This is a genomic window from Actinomadura macrotermitis (genome assembly GCF_009604375.1).
Lineage (GTDB): Bacteria > Actinomycetota > Actinomycetes > Streptosporangiales > Streptosporangiaceae > Spirillospora > Spirillospora macrotermitis.
Genome location: NZ_WEGH01000003.1, coordinates 62534 through 77067, shown reverse-complemented (window position 1 = coordinate 77067; position 14534 = coordinate 62534). Strand labels below are relative to the sequence as shown.

16 protein-coding genes and 2 tRNA genes are annotated in these 14534 nt (G+C 71.1%); 11 read left to right on the top strand and 7 right to left on the bottom strand.

The features are described 5' to 3' along the window. Positions 1-221: 221 nt before the first annotated feature. The 4 genes from ACRB68_RS21585 to ACRB68_RS21575 all read left to right on the top strand — a co-directional run bounded on the left by ACRB68_RS21585 (position 222) and on the right by ACRB68_RS21575 (position 2666). The gene (locus ACRB68_RS21585) at positions 222-641 is read left to right on the top strand and encodes a plasmid mobilization protein (protein WP_194293405.1); all 420 of its coding nucleotides are present in this window, start codon (positions 222-224) and stop codon (positions 639-641) included. Continuing rightward, entirely contained in the window at positions 638-2140 is a 1503-nt protein-coding gene (locus ACRB68_RS21580; protein ID WP_153535381.1) for a relaxase/mobilization nuclease domain-containing protein, read from the top strand. The genes ACRB68_RS21585 and ACRB68_RS21580 overlap by 4 nt, the downstream gene beginning before the upstream one ends. Positions 2141-2325: 185 nt before the next feature. Next, positions 2326-2457, top strand: a complete 132-nt coding sequence (locus tag ACRB68_RS42105) for a hypothetical protein (protein ID WP_268890434.1) — start codon at positions 2326-2328, stop codon at positions 2455-2457. Positions 2458-2462: 5 nt separating this feature from the next. Next, complete coding sequence (locus ACRB68_RS21575) at positions 2463-2666, top strand: hypothetical protein (protein ID WP_153535379.1); 204 nt, start codon at positions 2463-2465, stop codon at positions 2664-2666. A 224-nt stretch (positions 2667-2890) separates the two neighbouring features. Here ACRB68_RS21575 and ACRB68_RS21570 read toward each other — a convergent pair. Both ACRB68_RS21570 and ACRB68_RS21565 read right to left on the bottom strand, forming a co-directional pair. Then, positions 2891-2964: transfer RNA gene (locus ACRB68_RS21570), tRNA-Gly, on the bottom strand. 144 nt (positions 2965-3108) lie between these two features. Then, a tRNA-Pro gene (locus ACRB68_RS21565) sits at positions 3109-3183 on the bottom strand. A gap of 116 nt (positions 3184-3299) precedes the next feature. Here ACRB68_RS21565 and ACRB68_RS21560 point away from each other — a divergent pair. Next, the gene (locus ACRB68_RS21560; protein ID WP_153535377.1) at positions 3300-4340 is read left to right on the top strand and encodes an NAD(P)-dependent alcohol dehydrogenase; all 1041 of its coding nucleotides are present in this window, start codon (positions 3300-3302) and stop codon (positions 4338-4340) included. On the opposite strand, the gene ACRB68_RS21555 is transcribed toward ACRB68_RS21560, so the two are convergent. Continuing rightward, positions 4337-4717 carry a winged helix-turn-helix transcriptional regulator gene (locus ACRB68_RS21555; protein WP_153535375.1) on the bottom strand — a complete coding sequence of 127 codons (381 nt, stop codon included), beginning with the start codon at positions 4715-4717 and terminating at the stop codon, positions 4337-4339. The two genes, ACRB68_RS21560 and ACRB68_RS21555, sit on opposite strands and share 4 nt — an antisense overlap. 122 nt (positions 4718-4839) lie before the next feature. On the opposite strand from ACRB68_RS21555, the gene ACRB68_RS21550 reads away from it, so the two are divergent. Then, positions 4840-5412, top strand: a complete 573-nt coding sequence (locus tag ACRB68_RS21550; RefSeq protein WP_153535373.1) for a YceI family protein — start codon at positions 4840-4842, stop codon at positions 5410-5412. On the opposite strand, the gene ACRB68_RS21545 is transcribed toward ACRB68_RS21550, so the two are convergent. The 3 genes from ACRB68_RS21545 to ACRB68_RS21535 are packed head-to-tail and all read right to left on the bottom strand — an operon-like array spanning position 5401 to position 6964. Further along, positions 5401-6072 (bottom strand): HAD family hydrolase, encoded by a 672-nt coding sequence (locus tag ACRB68_RS21545; RefSeq protein WP_153535371.1) that lies wholly within the window; start codon positions 6070-6072, stop codon positions 5401-5403. The genes ACRB68_RS21550 and ACRB68_RS21545 overlap by 12 nt on opposite strands. A 23-nt stretch (positions 6073-6095) precedes the next feature. After that, positions 6096-6482 (bottom strand): tautomerase family protein, encoded by a 387-nt coding sequence (locus ACRB68_RS21540; RefSeq protein ID WP_153535369.1) that lies wholly within the window; start codon positions 6480-6482, stop codon positions 6096-6098. 11 nt (positions 6483-6493) lie between these two features. Beyond that, positions 6494-6964 carry a MarR family winged helix-turn-helix transcriptional regulator gene (locus tag ACRB68_RS21535; RefSeq protein WP_153535367.1) on the bottom strand — a complete coding sequence of 157 codons (471 nt, stop codon included), beginning with the start codon at positions 6962-6964 and terminating at the stop codon, positions 6494-6496. Between the two features lie 63 nt (positions 6965-7027). Between ACRB68_RS21535 and ACRB68_RS21530 the strand changes: the two genes are divergently transcribed. Next, on the top strand, positions 7028-7441 hold the full coding sequence (locus ACRB68_RS21530; protein ID WP_153535365.1) for a cupin domain-containing protein: 414 nt from the start codon (positions 7028-7030) through the stop codon (positions 7439-7441). Between the two features lie 109 nt (positions 7442-7550). Next, complete coding sequence (locus tag ACRB68_RS21525; RefSeq protein WP_407924300.1) at positions 7551-10001, top strand: Tex family protein; 2451 nt, start codon at positions 7551-7553, stop codon at positions 9999-10001. 51 nt (positions 10002-10052) lie between these two features. Here the strand turns inward: ACRB68_RS21525 and ACRB68_RS21520 are convergent, their stop codons facing one another. Next, positions 10053-11183 (bottom strand): DMT family transporter, encoded by a 1131-nt coding sequence (locus ACRB68_RS21520; RefSeq protein ID WP_194293404.1) that lies wholly within the window; start codon positions 11181-11183, stop codon positions 10053-10055. A 268-nt stretch (positions 11184-11451) separates the two neighbouring features. Between ACRB68_RS21520 and tig the strand changes: the two genes are divergently transcribed. The 3 genes from tig to ACRB68_RS21505 all read left to right on the top strand — a co-directional run bounded on the left by tig (position 11452) and on the right by ACRB68_RS21505 (position 14482). Continuing rightward, positions 11452-12963, top strand: coding sequence for a trigger factor (tig, locus tag ACRB68_RS21515; RefSeq protein ID WP_328594551.1), 1512 nt, complete (start codon positions 11452-11454; stop codon positions 12961-12963). A 189-nt stretch (positions 12964-13152) separates the two neighbouring features. Next, positions 13153-13782: a ClpP family protease gene (locus tag ACRB68_RS21510; protein ID WP_153535359.1), complete on the top strand. Its 630-nt coding sequence runs from the start codon at positions 13153-13155 to the stop codon at positions 13780-13782. A 73-nt stretch (positions 13783-13855) separates the two neighbouring features. Next, entirely contained in the window at positions 13856-14482 is a 627-nt protein-coding gene (locus ACRB68_RS21505) for an ATP-dependent Clp protease proteolytic subunit (RefSeq protein ID WP_153537525.1), read from the top strand. The last annotated feature ends 52 nt before the right edge of the window (positions 14483-14534 follow it).

Genomic DNA, 14534 nt, shown 5'->3' with positions numbered 1-14534 from the left:
CAGATTTTACCTTTGCCGCACGTCCTGGCACCTATTGGCACTTGATGACGGTGCCGAGTGGCCGAGCGCATTTACTGACATCTTCGATTGCGGCATTTGTGTGCCTGGTGAAAGGCTGCAAGATAGTCGGTGGGGTGCCACCTATTGTGGATAACTCCGTGTTCGGTTATCCATTGGTTGGACAAGACCGAGCGCGGTCTTGCTTGACGGGTGGGAGGTCCATGGCACACGATGACGATCATCAGTCCAGGTCACAAGGGCTGGAGCGGCGGGCGAAGCTGCGCGACGGGCGGAAGCGGACGCGGGAAATGCGCATCCGCGTCAGCAACGAAGAGCACGGCGAGATCAGGGCGGCCGCCACGCAGGCGGGAATGGCGTACAGTGCTTTTATCGTGAGGACCGTCCGGGCGGCGATCCGCGATCAGAAGCCGATCGACGGCGCGCTCTTCGAGCTGCACAAGGAGCTGCGGAACGCCAGCCGTCAGGTGAACGCCGTCGGCGTCAACCTCAACCAGCTCGCGCGTTTCGCCAACACGCACGGTACGACGCCCGAGGCGCTGGCCTGGCTGGCGGAGTACTGCTTCCGAGTGGTGCGCGAGGCCGAAGCGGTCATCATCAGGCTGGGCCGGCGGCTGCCTTGATCGGCAAGGTGACCAAGGGTGCCGACGTCCGCAACCTGATCCACTATCTGTACGGTCCGGGCAGGAGGAACGAGCACGTCGATCCGCATCTCGTCGCGGGATACCGGCACCCGATGGCGTTGGAGCCGGACATCGCACCGAACGGACGACGGGACCTCCGGTCGGTCGTAGATGCCCTTCGGTCCCCGGTGGAGACGATGCGCCATACGCCGCCGGCCAGTCCTGTCTGGCATTGCTCGCTGCGGAGCGCCCCGGACGACCGCTTCCTGACAGACGAGGAGTGGGCCGACATCGCCGAAGAGGTGATGCACCGGACCGGGATCGCGCCTCGCGGAGACCCCGATGCCTGCCGGTGGATCGCGGTCCGCCATGCGGACGACCACATCCATGTGGTGGCGACGCTCGCTCGGCAGGACGGCCGCAGAGCCGACATCCGCAAGGACTACTTCAAAGTGCGGGCCGCGTGCCAGGCCGTTGAGGTTCGGTACGGCTTGTCGCGGACCGCGCCTGCGGACCGGACCGCCGCGCCCCGTCCGACCCGGGCAGAGACCGAGCGGGCGCAACGTGAAGGACTGCGGGAGCCACCGCGCGGTGAGCTGCGCCGCCGAGTCGCAGCGGTGGCAGCCGGGGCGGCGGATGAAGAGATGTTCTTCACGGGCCTGCGCGAGGGCGGGCTGCTGGTCCGGCTGAGGTACAGCGCACGTGAGCCTGAACAGGTCACCGGCTACGCGGTCGCATCGCCCGACTACCGAAGTGCTGTGGGCAGGACGGTCTACTTCTCGGGTGGAAAGCTCGCTCCGGACCTGACGCTTCCCAAGCTGCGCCGCCGCTGGGCCGGCCCGTCCGGTATCAGACGGACGCTGGGCCGCGAGATGAACCACGCCGAGCGGGCCGCCATGTACCGGGACGCGGCGAACGTGGTCGCGGGCGCCGCCTGGAGAATGCGGGCGAGCGACGATCCGCTTGCGCAGGCCGACATCGCCTCGGCGGCCTCAGACGCCTTGCATGTGGTCGCGGCGTTCACGGGTGATCGACGACTGGCCGCAGCGGCGGACTCGTACGACCGCGCAGCTCGCGAGCCGTACGGATGGCGCGTGCCCCGAACTCGGACGGGCGAGGAGCTGCGCGCTGCCGCGCGGGGCATGGCGGCCTGTTTGATGCGGGCCGCGACTAGCGGGCGCAGGCGGCCGGATTGGACCGTCGAGCTGCTGATGCTCATCGGCGCGCTGGCTGTGCTGGTCGGGGCGGTGGCGTTCTTCCGGCTGGCGCAACAGCGGACGGCTCAAGCCGCGGCGGCCTCGCGTGCCGCCGATGAGCTGGAGGACATCAGTAAGAGCATGCAACCGACGCTCAGGCACGTGGCAGGGCCGAAAGCGGCGGTGCAGCTCGCCGCCAGGGACTTTCCCATGCCGTTCGGTGGCACGCCCTCGGCCGGGGAGTCGGCTTCACGTCCACAGCGTGGCGCAGTTCCGGACCGACATAGCCCCAGTAGGCGATGACGCGCGAGCCGTGCGAGGCGAAACACGCAGGGGTAACGATCATCGTGAATGGAGAGTTACGGAGCGTAGACATCGTCAAAGGGCTTCAGCTGTCCTGATGCTCTGCTCACAGGAAGGAAGCCGCATGGTTCGATCGATCTCTCTCGACCATGGTGCGAGTTCGACGCGCCACAAGGAGTACGCCGGTGAACCACGAGCACAACGCCCTCGGTGGCTTGATCCATGACATCTTCGGCCTGCCCTCTTCGAAAGGGCAGGGAAGCTCCGCGCTGGCCGCCGCCAGCGTTCGGCACGCCGCGAAGGCGGGCGGCCAGTGAACCTGATGAGCCAGGAAGAACTCCTCGCCCTGCCGACCACGACCAGCATCGAGATCGCCGCGCGAGCGATCGGGCTCGGCCGCACACGCGCCTACGAGCTGGCGCGGTCGGGTGACTTCCCCTGCAAGGTGATCCGCGTCGGGACGAGCTACCGTGTCGTCACCGCTGACCTCCGCCGCCTGCTCGGTGTCGAGGCGCCCGCCGCGTAGCGCGCCGGCCCAAGCCGGAAGAGCCGGGCTCCCGCATCAGCGGGAGCCCGGCTCTCGCCTCCGCACGACTGGTTCACCGCATGCTGTCGGCCTGTGATCGTCGGGGTCGGAAGATGAACCGGGATGCCCGCTGATCGCGTCAGGTTCGGGTGACAAACGAGTGACAAATGATCTTGAGCTCTGATCATCTTCACGGTGATCAGGGCTCTGACCTGCGGAAACTGTGGAGCGGGTGACGGGAATCGAACCCGCGTAGCCAGTTTGGAAGACTGGGGCTCTACCATTGAGCTACACCCGCGAGGGACCTGGACGGCCGGTGGAGCCGGCTCGTCGATCACCAAGCCGTAGCGTACAGGGTTTCGTGCGCGCTCGCGTTCCGGTTTGTTCCGGCCCGCTGTGCGCGGGGCCCCGGGACGTGCGGTCCCGGGGCCCCGGCCCTGCGTCGGGCTGGCCGGATTCGAACCGGCGACCCCCGCCACCCAAAGGCGGTGCGCTAGCCAAACTGCGCTACAGCCCGCAGCGCGCGCCAGTCTAGCCGCTCGGGATGATCTGTGCGGCGACCACGGGTTCCGGCGTCTCGCCGGGACGTGGGGTGGGTAGGCGTGAAGGGGGAGCACTCTGGCGGGGGGAAAGATGAAGGCTGTTCAGTATCGCGAGTTCGGTGCGGTTCCGGAGGTCGTGGACGTGCCCGAACCCGAGGCGGGGCCGGGGCAGGTGCTGCTGAAGGTGACCGCCGCCGGGGTCTGCCACTCCGACATCGCGGTGATGGAGACGCCCCCGGGCGCACTCGGCTTCGAGCTGCCGCTGACGCTCGGGCACGAGGGCGCCGGCACCGTCGCCGCGCTCGGCGCCGGCGTCACGGGCCTGCGCGTCGGCGAGCCCGTCGTGGTGTACGGGCCGTGGGGGTGCGGCCTCTGCGCGATGTGCGCGCAGGGCAAGGAGAACTACTGCACTCGCGCCGCCGCGCTCGGCATCCGCCCGCCCGGCCTCGGCGCGCCCGGCGCGATGGCCGAGTACATGCTCGTGGACGACCCCCGCCACCTGGTGCCGCTCGGTGACCTGGACCCGGTCGCCAACGTCGCGCTCACCGACGCCGGCCTGACGCCCTACCACGCGATCAAGAGGGCGCTGCCGGGCCTGCTGCCCGGCAGCAGCGCCGTGGTGATCGGCGCCGGCGGCCTCGGCCACATCGCGATCCAGCTGCTGTGCGCGCTCAGCCCGGCCCGGGTGATCGCGCTGGACGTGTCGCCGGAGAAGCTGGAGCTGGCCCGCGCGGTCGGCGCGCACGAGACCGTCATGTCGGACGAGCAGGCCGTCATCGGGGTGCGCAAGCTGACCGCCGGCCTCGGCGCCCAGGCGGTGTTCGACTTCGTCGGCGCGCCGCCCACCGTCGCGATCGCGACGGCCGTCGCGGGGCTGGAGGCGGACGTGGCGATCGTCGGCCTCGGCGGCGGCGCCGCGCAGGTCGGGTTCGGCATGCTCGCCTACGACGCGGCCGTCCGCGCCCCCTACTGGGGCAGCCGGAGCGAGCTGATCGAGGTGCTGGACCTCGCCCGCGCGGGCGAGGTGGGCGTGCATGTGGAGACCTACGGCATCGACGAGGCGCCGAAGGCCTACGAGCGGCTGCACGCCGGCCGGGTGAACGGCCGCGCGGTCATCCTGCCGGGCGGCTAGAGGGCGGCGGTGCGCCGGTCGAAGTCGGCGCGCGAGGCGTCGATCTCGTCCAGGTGCACCTCCGCCCAGGAGACCAGGGAGTTGACGGCGGTGAGCAGGGTGAGGCCGAGCGGGGTGAGGGCGTAGTCGACGCGCGGCGGCGTCACCGGCGTGACGGTGCGCGAGACGATGCCGTCGCGCTCCAGGCCGCGCAGGGTGACCGTGAGCATCCGCTGGCTGATGCCCTCGATGCCGCGGCGCAGCTCGGAGAAGCGGTACGGGCGCTCGCCGAGGCGGGCGATGACCTGCAGCGACCACTTGTCGCCGACGCGGTCCAGGATCTCGCGGGCGCGGCAGGCGCCCGGTTCCTTGGCCAGGGCGCGGGGTGTGTCCGGCATGGTTATCTCCAGGTGACCAACGCAGAAAATAGTGCCTTCTTGTGCCCGGCGGGCGGGTCTCGCAGGATGAAAGCGGTTCCGAAAGAGAACCTGCTTACTCCGCATAACCACTAGGAGACACGATGACCGCCGAACTTGTCGAGATCCCCGGCTACGTCGCCGGCACCTGGACCATCGACCCGGCCCACTCCACCGTCGGGTTCACCATCCGCCACCTGGCGATCAGCAAGGTGCGCGGCCGGTTCGGCGAGGTGCGCGGGACGATCGTCACCGGCGCCACGGCGCTGGAGTCCAGCGTGACCGCCGAGATCGACCTGGCCTCGATCGACACCGGCAACACCCAGCGCGACGAGCACGTCCGGACCGGCGACTTCCTCGACGTCGAGCACTTCCCCACGATGACCTACCGCTCCACCGCGCTGCGTCCCGACGGCGGCGACTTCGTCCTGGAGGGCGAGCTGACCCTGCGCGGCCGGACCCGGCCGGTCGAGCTGAAGCTGGAGCCCGGCGGCTTCGGCCCCGACCCCTTCCGCGCCGACGGCGGCGGCGCGCGGGCCGGGTTCACCGCGACCGGCGAGATCGACCGGCTGGAGTTCGGCGTCGGCGACGGCACCACCATCCCCGGCAGCGGCGGCCTGTTCCTCGGGCAGAAGGTGCAGATCGTTCTGGAGATCGAGGCGGCCCTAGCCGAGTAGGTCCGGCAGCTCGGCCAGCGAGGTGATCCGGGGGACGTCCGCCGCGCCGCCGCTGCCGGGCCGGTCGAGCCAGACGCCGTACAGGCCCGCCTCGGTGGCGCCGACCGCGTCGGTCGCGAGCCGGTCGCCGACGTAGGCGACCCGCTCAGGGGGCAGGCCGAGTTCCGCGCAGGCGGTGCGGAAGATCTCCGGAGCGGGCTTGGCGGCGCCGGCGGTGCTGGAGGCCAGCAGGTACGGCAACGCGCCGGCGAGCCCGAGCCGGCGCAGCTTGCCGCGCTGCTGCGGCTCGTACCCGTTGGTGATCACGCCGAGCCGGCGCCCGGCCAGCGCGGCGAGCGCCGGCTCGACGTCGGGGAAGGCGCGCCAGGCCGCCTCGTAGCGCGGGACGTACTCGGCGGCGAACCAGGCGTCGGCGCGGGCGGCGTCCCACTCGCCGAGGCCGAGCTCGCGGGCCAGCCGGGTGATCCGGTACCGGCGCTGGTCAGGCCAGGTGAGCTCGCCCGACAGGTAGCGGTCCACGCTTTCGTCGACCAGCTCGGTCCAGCGCGCGGCGAGCCAGGCCGGGCCGCCGGGGAAGGCGCCGGTGATCGCCGCCGCGGCGGCGCCGCCGTGGTCGAGCAGGGTGTCGTCCAGGTCGAACAGTACCGCGTCGATCGGCATCGGCGGCCCCCTTCCCTGGTCGATCAGAGCACGACGGGATAGGTCAGCGCCAGTTCCTCCGCCGGGACGCCGCGGATGCCCCAGTTGGGCTTCGGCATCTCCACGATCGTGATCTCCAGGTCGTCCGCGGCCAGCTCCAGCGCCGGCAGCAGCCGCGCGTACAGGTCGCGGACCAGCGCGCGCTTGGCGTCGTCGCTGCGGCCGGTGAAGCAGAGGATCTCCACGATCAGGTAGCGGTCGCCGCGCTGCGGGCAGATCCAGTCCTCGGCCTCCAGCAGCAGGAAGCGGTGGAAGCGCTTGTCGGCGGGGAGCTTCCAGGTCTCGTGCAGGGAGTGCTGCAGGAGGTCGGAGACCTCGCGCTGCCGGCCGGCCCACGCGTCGCGACGTCCGTAGATCTTGATCTGCGTCATGGCGGACGATCCTAGGAGGAGCCGAACCAGCCGGGTGTGTCCAGGCGCCACAACTCGGCGGGCGTGACCGCGCGCAGGTCCCGTTCCAGGGCGCGCAGCCGCTCCATGCCGAGCGTCTCGGCCCACTGGTTCCGGACGCGCTCGAAGCCGCGCGCGGAGCGGTCCAGGGCGTCCACGCCGTGCCCGGTGAGCCGGACGATCTTGCGCCGGGCGTCGTGCGGGTCGCGGGTGCGCTCCAGGTAGCCGAGCCGCTCCAGCGAGTCGATCATCTTGCCCGCGGCCTGCTTGGACACCCCGAGCCGCCGGCCGAGCTCGACGGCGGTGGCGCCCTGCGGCCCGATCGCCTGGAAGACCGTGCCGTGCAGCGGTTTCAGGTGCGGGTGGCCCTGCTCGGCCAGTTCGGCGTGCACGTCGTCGACGATCGTGCGGAAGGCCAGCAGCAGCCGCAGCGGCAGCTCGAAGCCCGGGGGATCACTTGACATGAAAGACAACCTCGTTGACTATATGGACAACCACGTTGACCATCTTAGCGGAGGAGTCCCCTCATGCCCGTGATCCGCGACACCGACCGCCGCCGCACCGAGACCCCGAACGGCGTCATGACCACCGTCGCCTCGCCCACCCAGGGCGGCACCGCCGCGCTGGCCGTCTGGCACGTCGACATGCACCCCGGCGCCACCGGGCCGCGGCACCTGTTCGACGCCGAGCAGGTGTGGACCTTCCTCACCGGCGCCGCCTCCGTCGAGCTCGGCGGGGAGACCCTGACCGCCGGCCCCGGCGACACCCTGCTGCTGCCCGCCGACGTGGAGCGGCAGATCACCGCCGGCCCGGACGGCTTCACCGCCGTCGCCGCCTGCCCGGCCGGCGCCCTGGTCTACAACCCGCCCGGCGTGGCGGGCGAGCCGTGCGACATCGCGCCCAAGCACGACGAGCGGATCATCGCGCCCTGGACCCGCTAGACCCCGCTCCTCTCCCCGCCGCGGCCCGGTTCGCGCCGTGAGGCGACAACCGGGCCGCGCACCCGGAACAATGCACAGCGACATCCAGGGGAGAAAGCGAATCGAACTCGTGACAGCGATCAACGACCAGACCGCCATCGACCAGGCCGCGGCCCCGCCGCCGGTCACCCAGCGGATCGCCGCGGAGCTCGGCGTCCGGGAGGCGCAGGTGCGCGTCGCGGTGGACCTGCTCGACGGCGGCTCCACCGTCCCGTTCATCGCCCGCTACCGCAAGGAGGCGACCGGCGCCCTCGACGACGCCCAGCTGCGCGCGCTGGAGGAGCGGCTGCGCTACCTGCGCGAGCTGGACGAGCGGCGGGACGCGATCCTGGAGTCGATCGAGTCGCAGGGCAGGCTCACCGCCGAGCTGCGCGCGCAGATCATGACGGCCGACTCCAAGGCCCGGCTGGAGGACATCTACCTCCCCTACAAGCCCAAGCGGCGCACCAAGGCGCAGATCGCCCGCGAGGCCGGCCTGGAGCCGCTCGCCGAGCTGCTGCTGGCCGACCCGTCGCAGGACCCGCAGGCCGCCGCCGCCCGCCACGTGGACGAGGGCAAGGGCGTCGCCGACGCCACCGCCGCGCTGGAGGGCGCCCGCGCCATCCTGGTCGAGCGGTTCGCCGAGGACGCCGACCTCATCGGCGCGCTGCGCGAGAAGATGTGGACGAGCGGCCGCATGGTCTCCAAGGTCCGCGCGGGCAAGGAGGAGGCGGGCGCCAAGTTCGCCGACTACTTCGACTTCGCCGAGCCCTTCACCAAGCTGCCCTCGCACCGCGTCCTCGCGCTGCTGCGCGGCGAGAAGGAAGAGGTCCTCGACCTCGACCTGCAGCCGGAGGAGCCGTCGGAGGACCCGCTGGCCCGCTCCTCCTACGAGGTGGAGATCGCGCGCCGGTTCGAGATCCGCGACCAGGGCCGTCCGGCCGACAAGTGGCTGGGCGACGCCGTCCGCTGGGCGTGGCGCACCCGCATCCTGGTGCACCTCGGCATCGACCTGCGCACCCGGCTGCGCCAGGAGGCCGAGGACGAGGCCGTCCGGGTGTTCGCCGCGAACCTGCGCGACCTGCTGCTCGCCGCGCCCGCCGGCACCCGCGCCACCATGGGACTGGACCCGGGCCTGCGCACCGGCGTGAAGGTCGCGGTGGTGGACGGCACCGGCAAGGTCGTCGCCACCGACACGATCTTCCCGCACGAGCCGCGCCGCAAGTGGGACGAGTCCATCGAGACCCTCGCCCGGCTCGCCCGCGCGCACAACGTCGACCTGGTGTCGATCGGCAACGGCACCGCCTCGCGCGAGACCGACAAGCTCGCCGCCGACCTGATCGCCCGGCACCCCGACCTGAAGCTCACCAAGATCATGGTGTCGGAGGCCGGCGCGTCGGTGTACTCGGCGTCGGAGTACGCCTCCCGCGAGCTGCCCGGCATGGACGTCTCGCTGCGCGGCGCGGTGTCCATCGCCCGCCGGCTGCAGGACCCCCTCGCCGAGCTGGTCAAGATCGACCCCAAGTCCATCGGGGTCGGCCAGTACCAGCACGACCTGTCGGAGGTGAAGCTGTCGCGCTCGCTGGACGCCGTCGTCGAGGACTGCGTGAACGCGGTCGGCGTCGACGTCAACACCGCGTCCGCGCCGCTGCTCACCCGGGTGTCGGGCATCGGCCAGGGCCTCGCCGAGAACATCGTCGCGCACCGCGACGCGCACGGCCCGTTCCGCAGCCGCCGCGGCCTGAAGGACGTGCCGCGCCTCGGCGCCAAGGCGTTCGAGCAGTGCGCGGGCTTCCTGCGCATCCCCGGCGGCGACGACCCGCTGGACGCCTCCAGCGTGCACCCCGAGTCCTACCCGGTGGTGCGCCGCATCCTGGACTCGGCCGGCAGCGACATCAAGGGCCTGATCGGCAACACCGCCGTGCTGCGGTCGCTGAAGCCCGCCGACTTCGTCGACGGCACCTTCGGGCTGCCGACCGTCACCGACATCCTCGCCGAGCTGGAGAAGCCCGGCCGCGACCCGCGCCCGGCGTTCCGGACCGCCACCTTCAAGGAGGGCGTGGACAAGCTCTCCGACCTGGAGAAGGGGATGCTGCTGGAGGGCGTGGTCACCAACGTGGCCGCGTTCGGCGCGTTCGTGGACGTCGGCGTGCACCAGGACGGCCTGGTCCACATCTCCGCGATGTCGGACAAGTACGTCGCGGACCCGCGCGACGTCGTCAAGCCCGGCGACATCGTCCGGGTGAAGGTGCTGGACGTGGACCTGCCGCGCAAGCGGATCTCGCTCACGCTGCGCCTGGAGGACGAGCCCGAGGGCGGCCGCGAGCGCCGTCCCGAGCCCCGCCAGGGCGGCGGCCGCGGCCAGGAGCGCCGCAAGGGCGGCGGCCGCGGCCAGAACGGCGGCGGGCGGGCCGGCCAGAACGGCGGCGGCCGCCGTGACCAGGGCGGCGGCGGTGGCGGCGCGGGCGGCGCGATGGCCGACGCCCTGCGCCGAGCCGGCCTCGACCAGGGCCTGCCCCGGCAGGACCGCAAGGGCCGTTAGAACGCCGAGGCCCCGCCGCCCGTGACCGGGCGGCGGGGCCTCGCGTACGGCTCAGCGCGCAGGCGGCTCGTTCGGGCCCTGCTGGCCGGGCTGCGAGCGCTGCGGCGGCGGCCGGTACTGGCCGAGCGGGTCCTGCGCGTACGGGCTGCGCGGCGGCGGGACGCCCCGCGACGACGGGTCGATCGGCGGCACGTCCATCGGCGTCGGCGCCGCCGCCAGCCCGTGGTCCAGCCGCGACAGCCCCGAGGTGGGACGGGCGCGCGGCGGCCCGCCGAACGGGTCCTGCGCGGGCGGCACCTCCTCGACGGTGTACGCCTCGTGCGCGGCGAGCGGCCGGTGCCGCGGGAACTGCACCACCGCGGCCACGCCGATCGCCAGCCCGGCGACCCGCAGCAGCGCGTGCAGCCCGTTCGACGGCCACGGCTCCCCGTACAGGAACGAGCCCATCAGCAGCAGGTAGGTCTTGGCGCTCACCGTCATCACGGCCGCCACGATCGTCACCCGGCAGCGCTGGAACGCGGTGACCAGGACGCCGAACCCGATCGCCGCGGCCAGCACGGTGATGTAGGGGTAGGGCGTGCTCAGGATGCCCAGGCCCAGGCCGCCGTGGTCGCTCCAGCCCTTGATCGCCAGCTCCGCGGTGCCGATCGGGAAGCCCGCGCTGAGGCCGTAGGCGATACCGGTCACCGGCCGGGCGTGCCGCCCCTCGGGCCGGTAGTCGTCGAAGATCAGCACCAGCAGGGGCACCACCACCGACGGGATCAGCGACACCGCCAGCTTCCACGCCGGCACGCTCACCGCCCTGATCGGCGGCGGGGTGCCCACCGACACCACCAGCAGCACGATGCCCACGCCGATCAGCGCCAGGCTGAGCCACTCGCGCGCGGTGAGCCGGTCGCCGAAGAAGAGCATCGCGATGACCAGCAGCGGTACCACGCCCGACATGAAGATCGGGACCGCCACGCCCAGGGAGAGCTCCGACAGCGCCAGGATCTGCAGGCTGAGCCCGCCGAGCACCAGCGCCAGGGCGACCAGGAAGACCCAGCTGGTGAGGATCGTCCAGATCATGTGCAGGATGCGGTTGCCGCGCAGCTCCGGCATCCGGTCCGCCGCCAGCTTGAAACCGGCGAACCCGACGTAGTAGAGCGCGGTAGCACCAAAGGCCGCAACTATCCCGTTCATCCCGGAAGAGTATGGGGGACACGGTGCCGCATGTCACACCCCCAGGTCGGAGCGTGATATCGCGGCGCACCCGCACCGGCGCCCCGCGAGGGGCAAAGCGCGGCCGATGTCCGCAGGAAGCTTCCGGACCCCATAGACTTGGCGCGCATGGCGCGGTGCCGTTCTTCGGCATGCCCGCGCCGGTCTGAGAGCCAAGAGAGATCTACTGGCTGAGATACGCGTCGAACGCCGCGGCCGAGACAGCGCCCGATCAAGGAGACACACCCCAGTGAAGACCGATGTCGAGGAGCTGACCCCCACCAGGGTCAAGCTCACCGTCGAGGTTCCGTTCGACGAGCTCAAGCCGAACCTCGACAAGGCGTACAAGGAGATCTCGCAGCAGGTGCGGATCAAGGGCTTCCGCCCCGGCAAGGTCCCCGCCCCGCTGATCGACAAGTACGTCGGCCGGGGTGCGGTCCTGCAGGAGGCCGTCAACGACGCCCTGCCCGAGCTGTACGGGCGCGCCGTCGAGGAGTCCGAGATCTTCGTGCTCGGCCAGCCCGACGTCGAGGTCACCGAGCTGAACGACGGCGAGCAGTTCGCCTTCACCGCCGAGGTCGACATCCGGCCGAAGTTCGAGGTGCCCGACTACGACGGCATCGAGGTCGTCGTCGACGACGCCGAGGTCACCGAGGAGCAGGTCGAGGAGACCCTCGGCAACCTGCGCGAGCGCTTCGCCTCCCTCACCACCGTCGAGCGGGCCGCCGCCGAGGGCGACTTCGCCACCATCGACCTGGCCGCCGCCATCGACGGCGAGGCCGTCGAGGACGCCGCCACCAGCGGCTACTCCTACGAGGTCGGCAGCGGCTCGGCCATCGAGGGCCTGGACGAGGCCGTGACCGGCCTGTCGGCGGGCGAGAACACGACCTTCACCGCGCCGCTGGCCGGCGGCGAGCGGGCCGGCGAAGAGGCCGAGATCACCGTCACGGTGCAGAGCGTCAAGACCAAGGACCTGCCCGAGGCCGACGACGAGTTCGCCCAGATGGCCTCGGAGTTCGACACGATCGAGGAGCTGCGCGAGGACGTGCGCACCCGCCTCGGCCGCCAGGTCAAGCTCCAGCAGCTGTCCGACGCCCGCGACAAGGCGCTGGAGGCCCTGCTGGCCAAGGTCGAGATCCCGCTGCCCGACCAGGTCGTCCAGGACGAGATCGACCGCCGCTACCAGCAGCTCGACCAGCAGCTCCAGATGGCCGGCCTCACCAAGGAGGCCTACCTGGCCGACGAGGAGAAGTCGGAGGAGGAGTTCGACGCCGACGTCCGCTCGGCCGCCGCGCTCGCGGTCAAGGGCGGCTTCGTGCTCGACCAGCTCGCCGTCCAGGAGGAGCTGAACGTCGAGAACGAGGAGCTCAGCGAGTACGTCGTCACCCAGGCGATGCAGATGGGCGTGGCGCCGCAGCAGCTGGCCCAGTACCTCACCGAGAACAACCAGCTCCCGGCGATCGTGTCGGAGGTGCTGCGCAGCAAGGCGCTGAACCTGGTCGTCGAGCACGTCACGATCAAGGACGAGTCCGGCAACGTGATCGACCCCGAGGCCGTGCAGCGCGAGCTGAACGGCGCCGCGGGCGAGACCGTCGAGGCCGCCGGCGAGGAGACGGCCGAGGAGGCGCAGGAGATCGCCGACGCGGCCGCCGACGCCGCCGCGGCCGACGAGGCCGACGCGCAGGCCGCCCAGGAGGCCAACGCGGCCGCCGAGGCCGCCGCCGACGCCGAGGACGCCAAGGACGCCAAGAAGGACGCCTGAGCGCCCTGACATCCGGCTCGCGACGCCCCGCATCCACCCGGTGGATGCGGGGCGTCCCCTTTGCGGGAAGGTTCATGCGCGGGTACGCCCCTGGCGAAAAGGCGGCCCTGCGGGCTTAAGCGGGTCCTGGGGCGCGTTAATGTCCAATCATCCGTACCGATTAAAGGACCGGAGGAACACCCGGTGAGCATGCCTCCGACTTTCGAGTCGTCACAGGTCCAGGCGCGGGTCGCCGAGGCGCCCCTGCTGCCCCTGGGCGACCAGCTCTTCCAGCGGCTGCTGCGCGAACGCATCGTCTTCCTCGGCCAGCAGGTCGACGACGACATCGCCAACCGCATCTGCGCCGAACTGCTGCTGCTGGCGGCCGACGACGGCAAGCGCGACATCACGCTCTACATCAACTCGCCCGGTGGCTCGGTCACGGCCGGCATGGCGATCTACGACATCATGCAGTACGTGCCGAACGACATCGTGACGGTCGGCATGGGCCTGGCGGCCTCCATGGGGCAGTTCCTGCTCTGCGCGGGCACGCCGGGCAAGCGCTACGCCCTGCCGCACGCGCGCATCATGATGCACCAGCCGTCGGGCGGCATCGGCGGCACGGCCTCCGACATCAAGATCCAGGCCGAGCAGATGCTCTACGTCAAGAAGACGCTCGCCGAGAAGATCGCCGAACACACCGGCCAGTCGCTCGACCAGATCGAGCGCGACTCCGACCGCGACCGCTGGTTCACCGCCGACGAGGCCAAGGACTACGGCCTGGTCGACCACGTGGTGCTCAGCGCCAACCAGGTGCCCTCCGCGGGCCCCGTCTCCTGACGACCCGAAGACATACGGAGGCACTGAAGTGAGCGAGCTGATCCGGCCCCAGATCCAGGCGGGCGGGACGCCCATGCCCCTGGACAACCGCTACATCATCCCGTCGTTCGTCGAGCGCACCACGTACGGGGTCAAGGAGATGAACCCGTACAACAAGCTGTTCGAGGAGCGCATCATCTTCCTCGGCGTGCAGATCGACGACGCCTCGGCCAACGACGTGATGGCCCAGCTGATCACGCTGGAGTCGATCGACCCCGACCGCGACATCAGCATCTACATCAACTCGCCCGGCGGCTCCTTCACCGCCATGACGGCGATCTACGACACGATGCAGTTCGTCAAGCCGGACGTGCAGACGGTCTGCATCGGCCAGGCGGCCTCGGCCGCCGCGGTGCTGCTGGCCGCCGGCACCCCCGGCAAGCGGGCGGCGCTGCCGAACTCGCGGATCCTGATCCACCAGCCGGCGACCGAGGGCACCTACGGCCAGTCCAGCGACATCGAGATCCAGGCCCGCGAGATCATGCGGATCCGCGAGCTGCTGGAGGACATCCTGTCCAAGCACAGCGGCAAGAGCCTGGAGGAGGTCCGGCACGACATCGAGCGGGACAAGATCCTCACCGCGGCCGAGGCGAAGGACTACGGTCTGATCGACGACGTCTTCAGCAGCAGGAAGCGTAAAGCCGAGGTAGTGTCGTCCTGAGACGGCAGAAGGATCCGGGTGATCCCCGGCCCGGTCGTCGTACTTCCGGGCC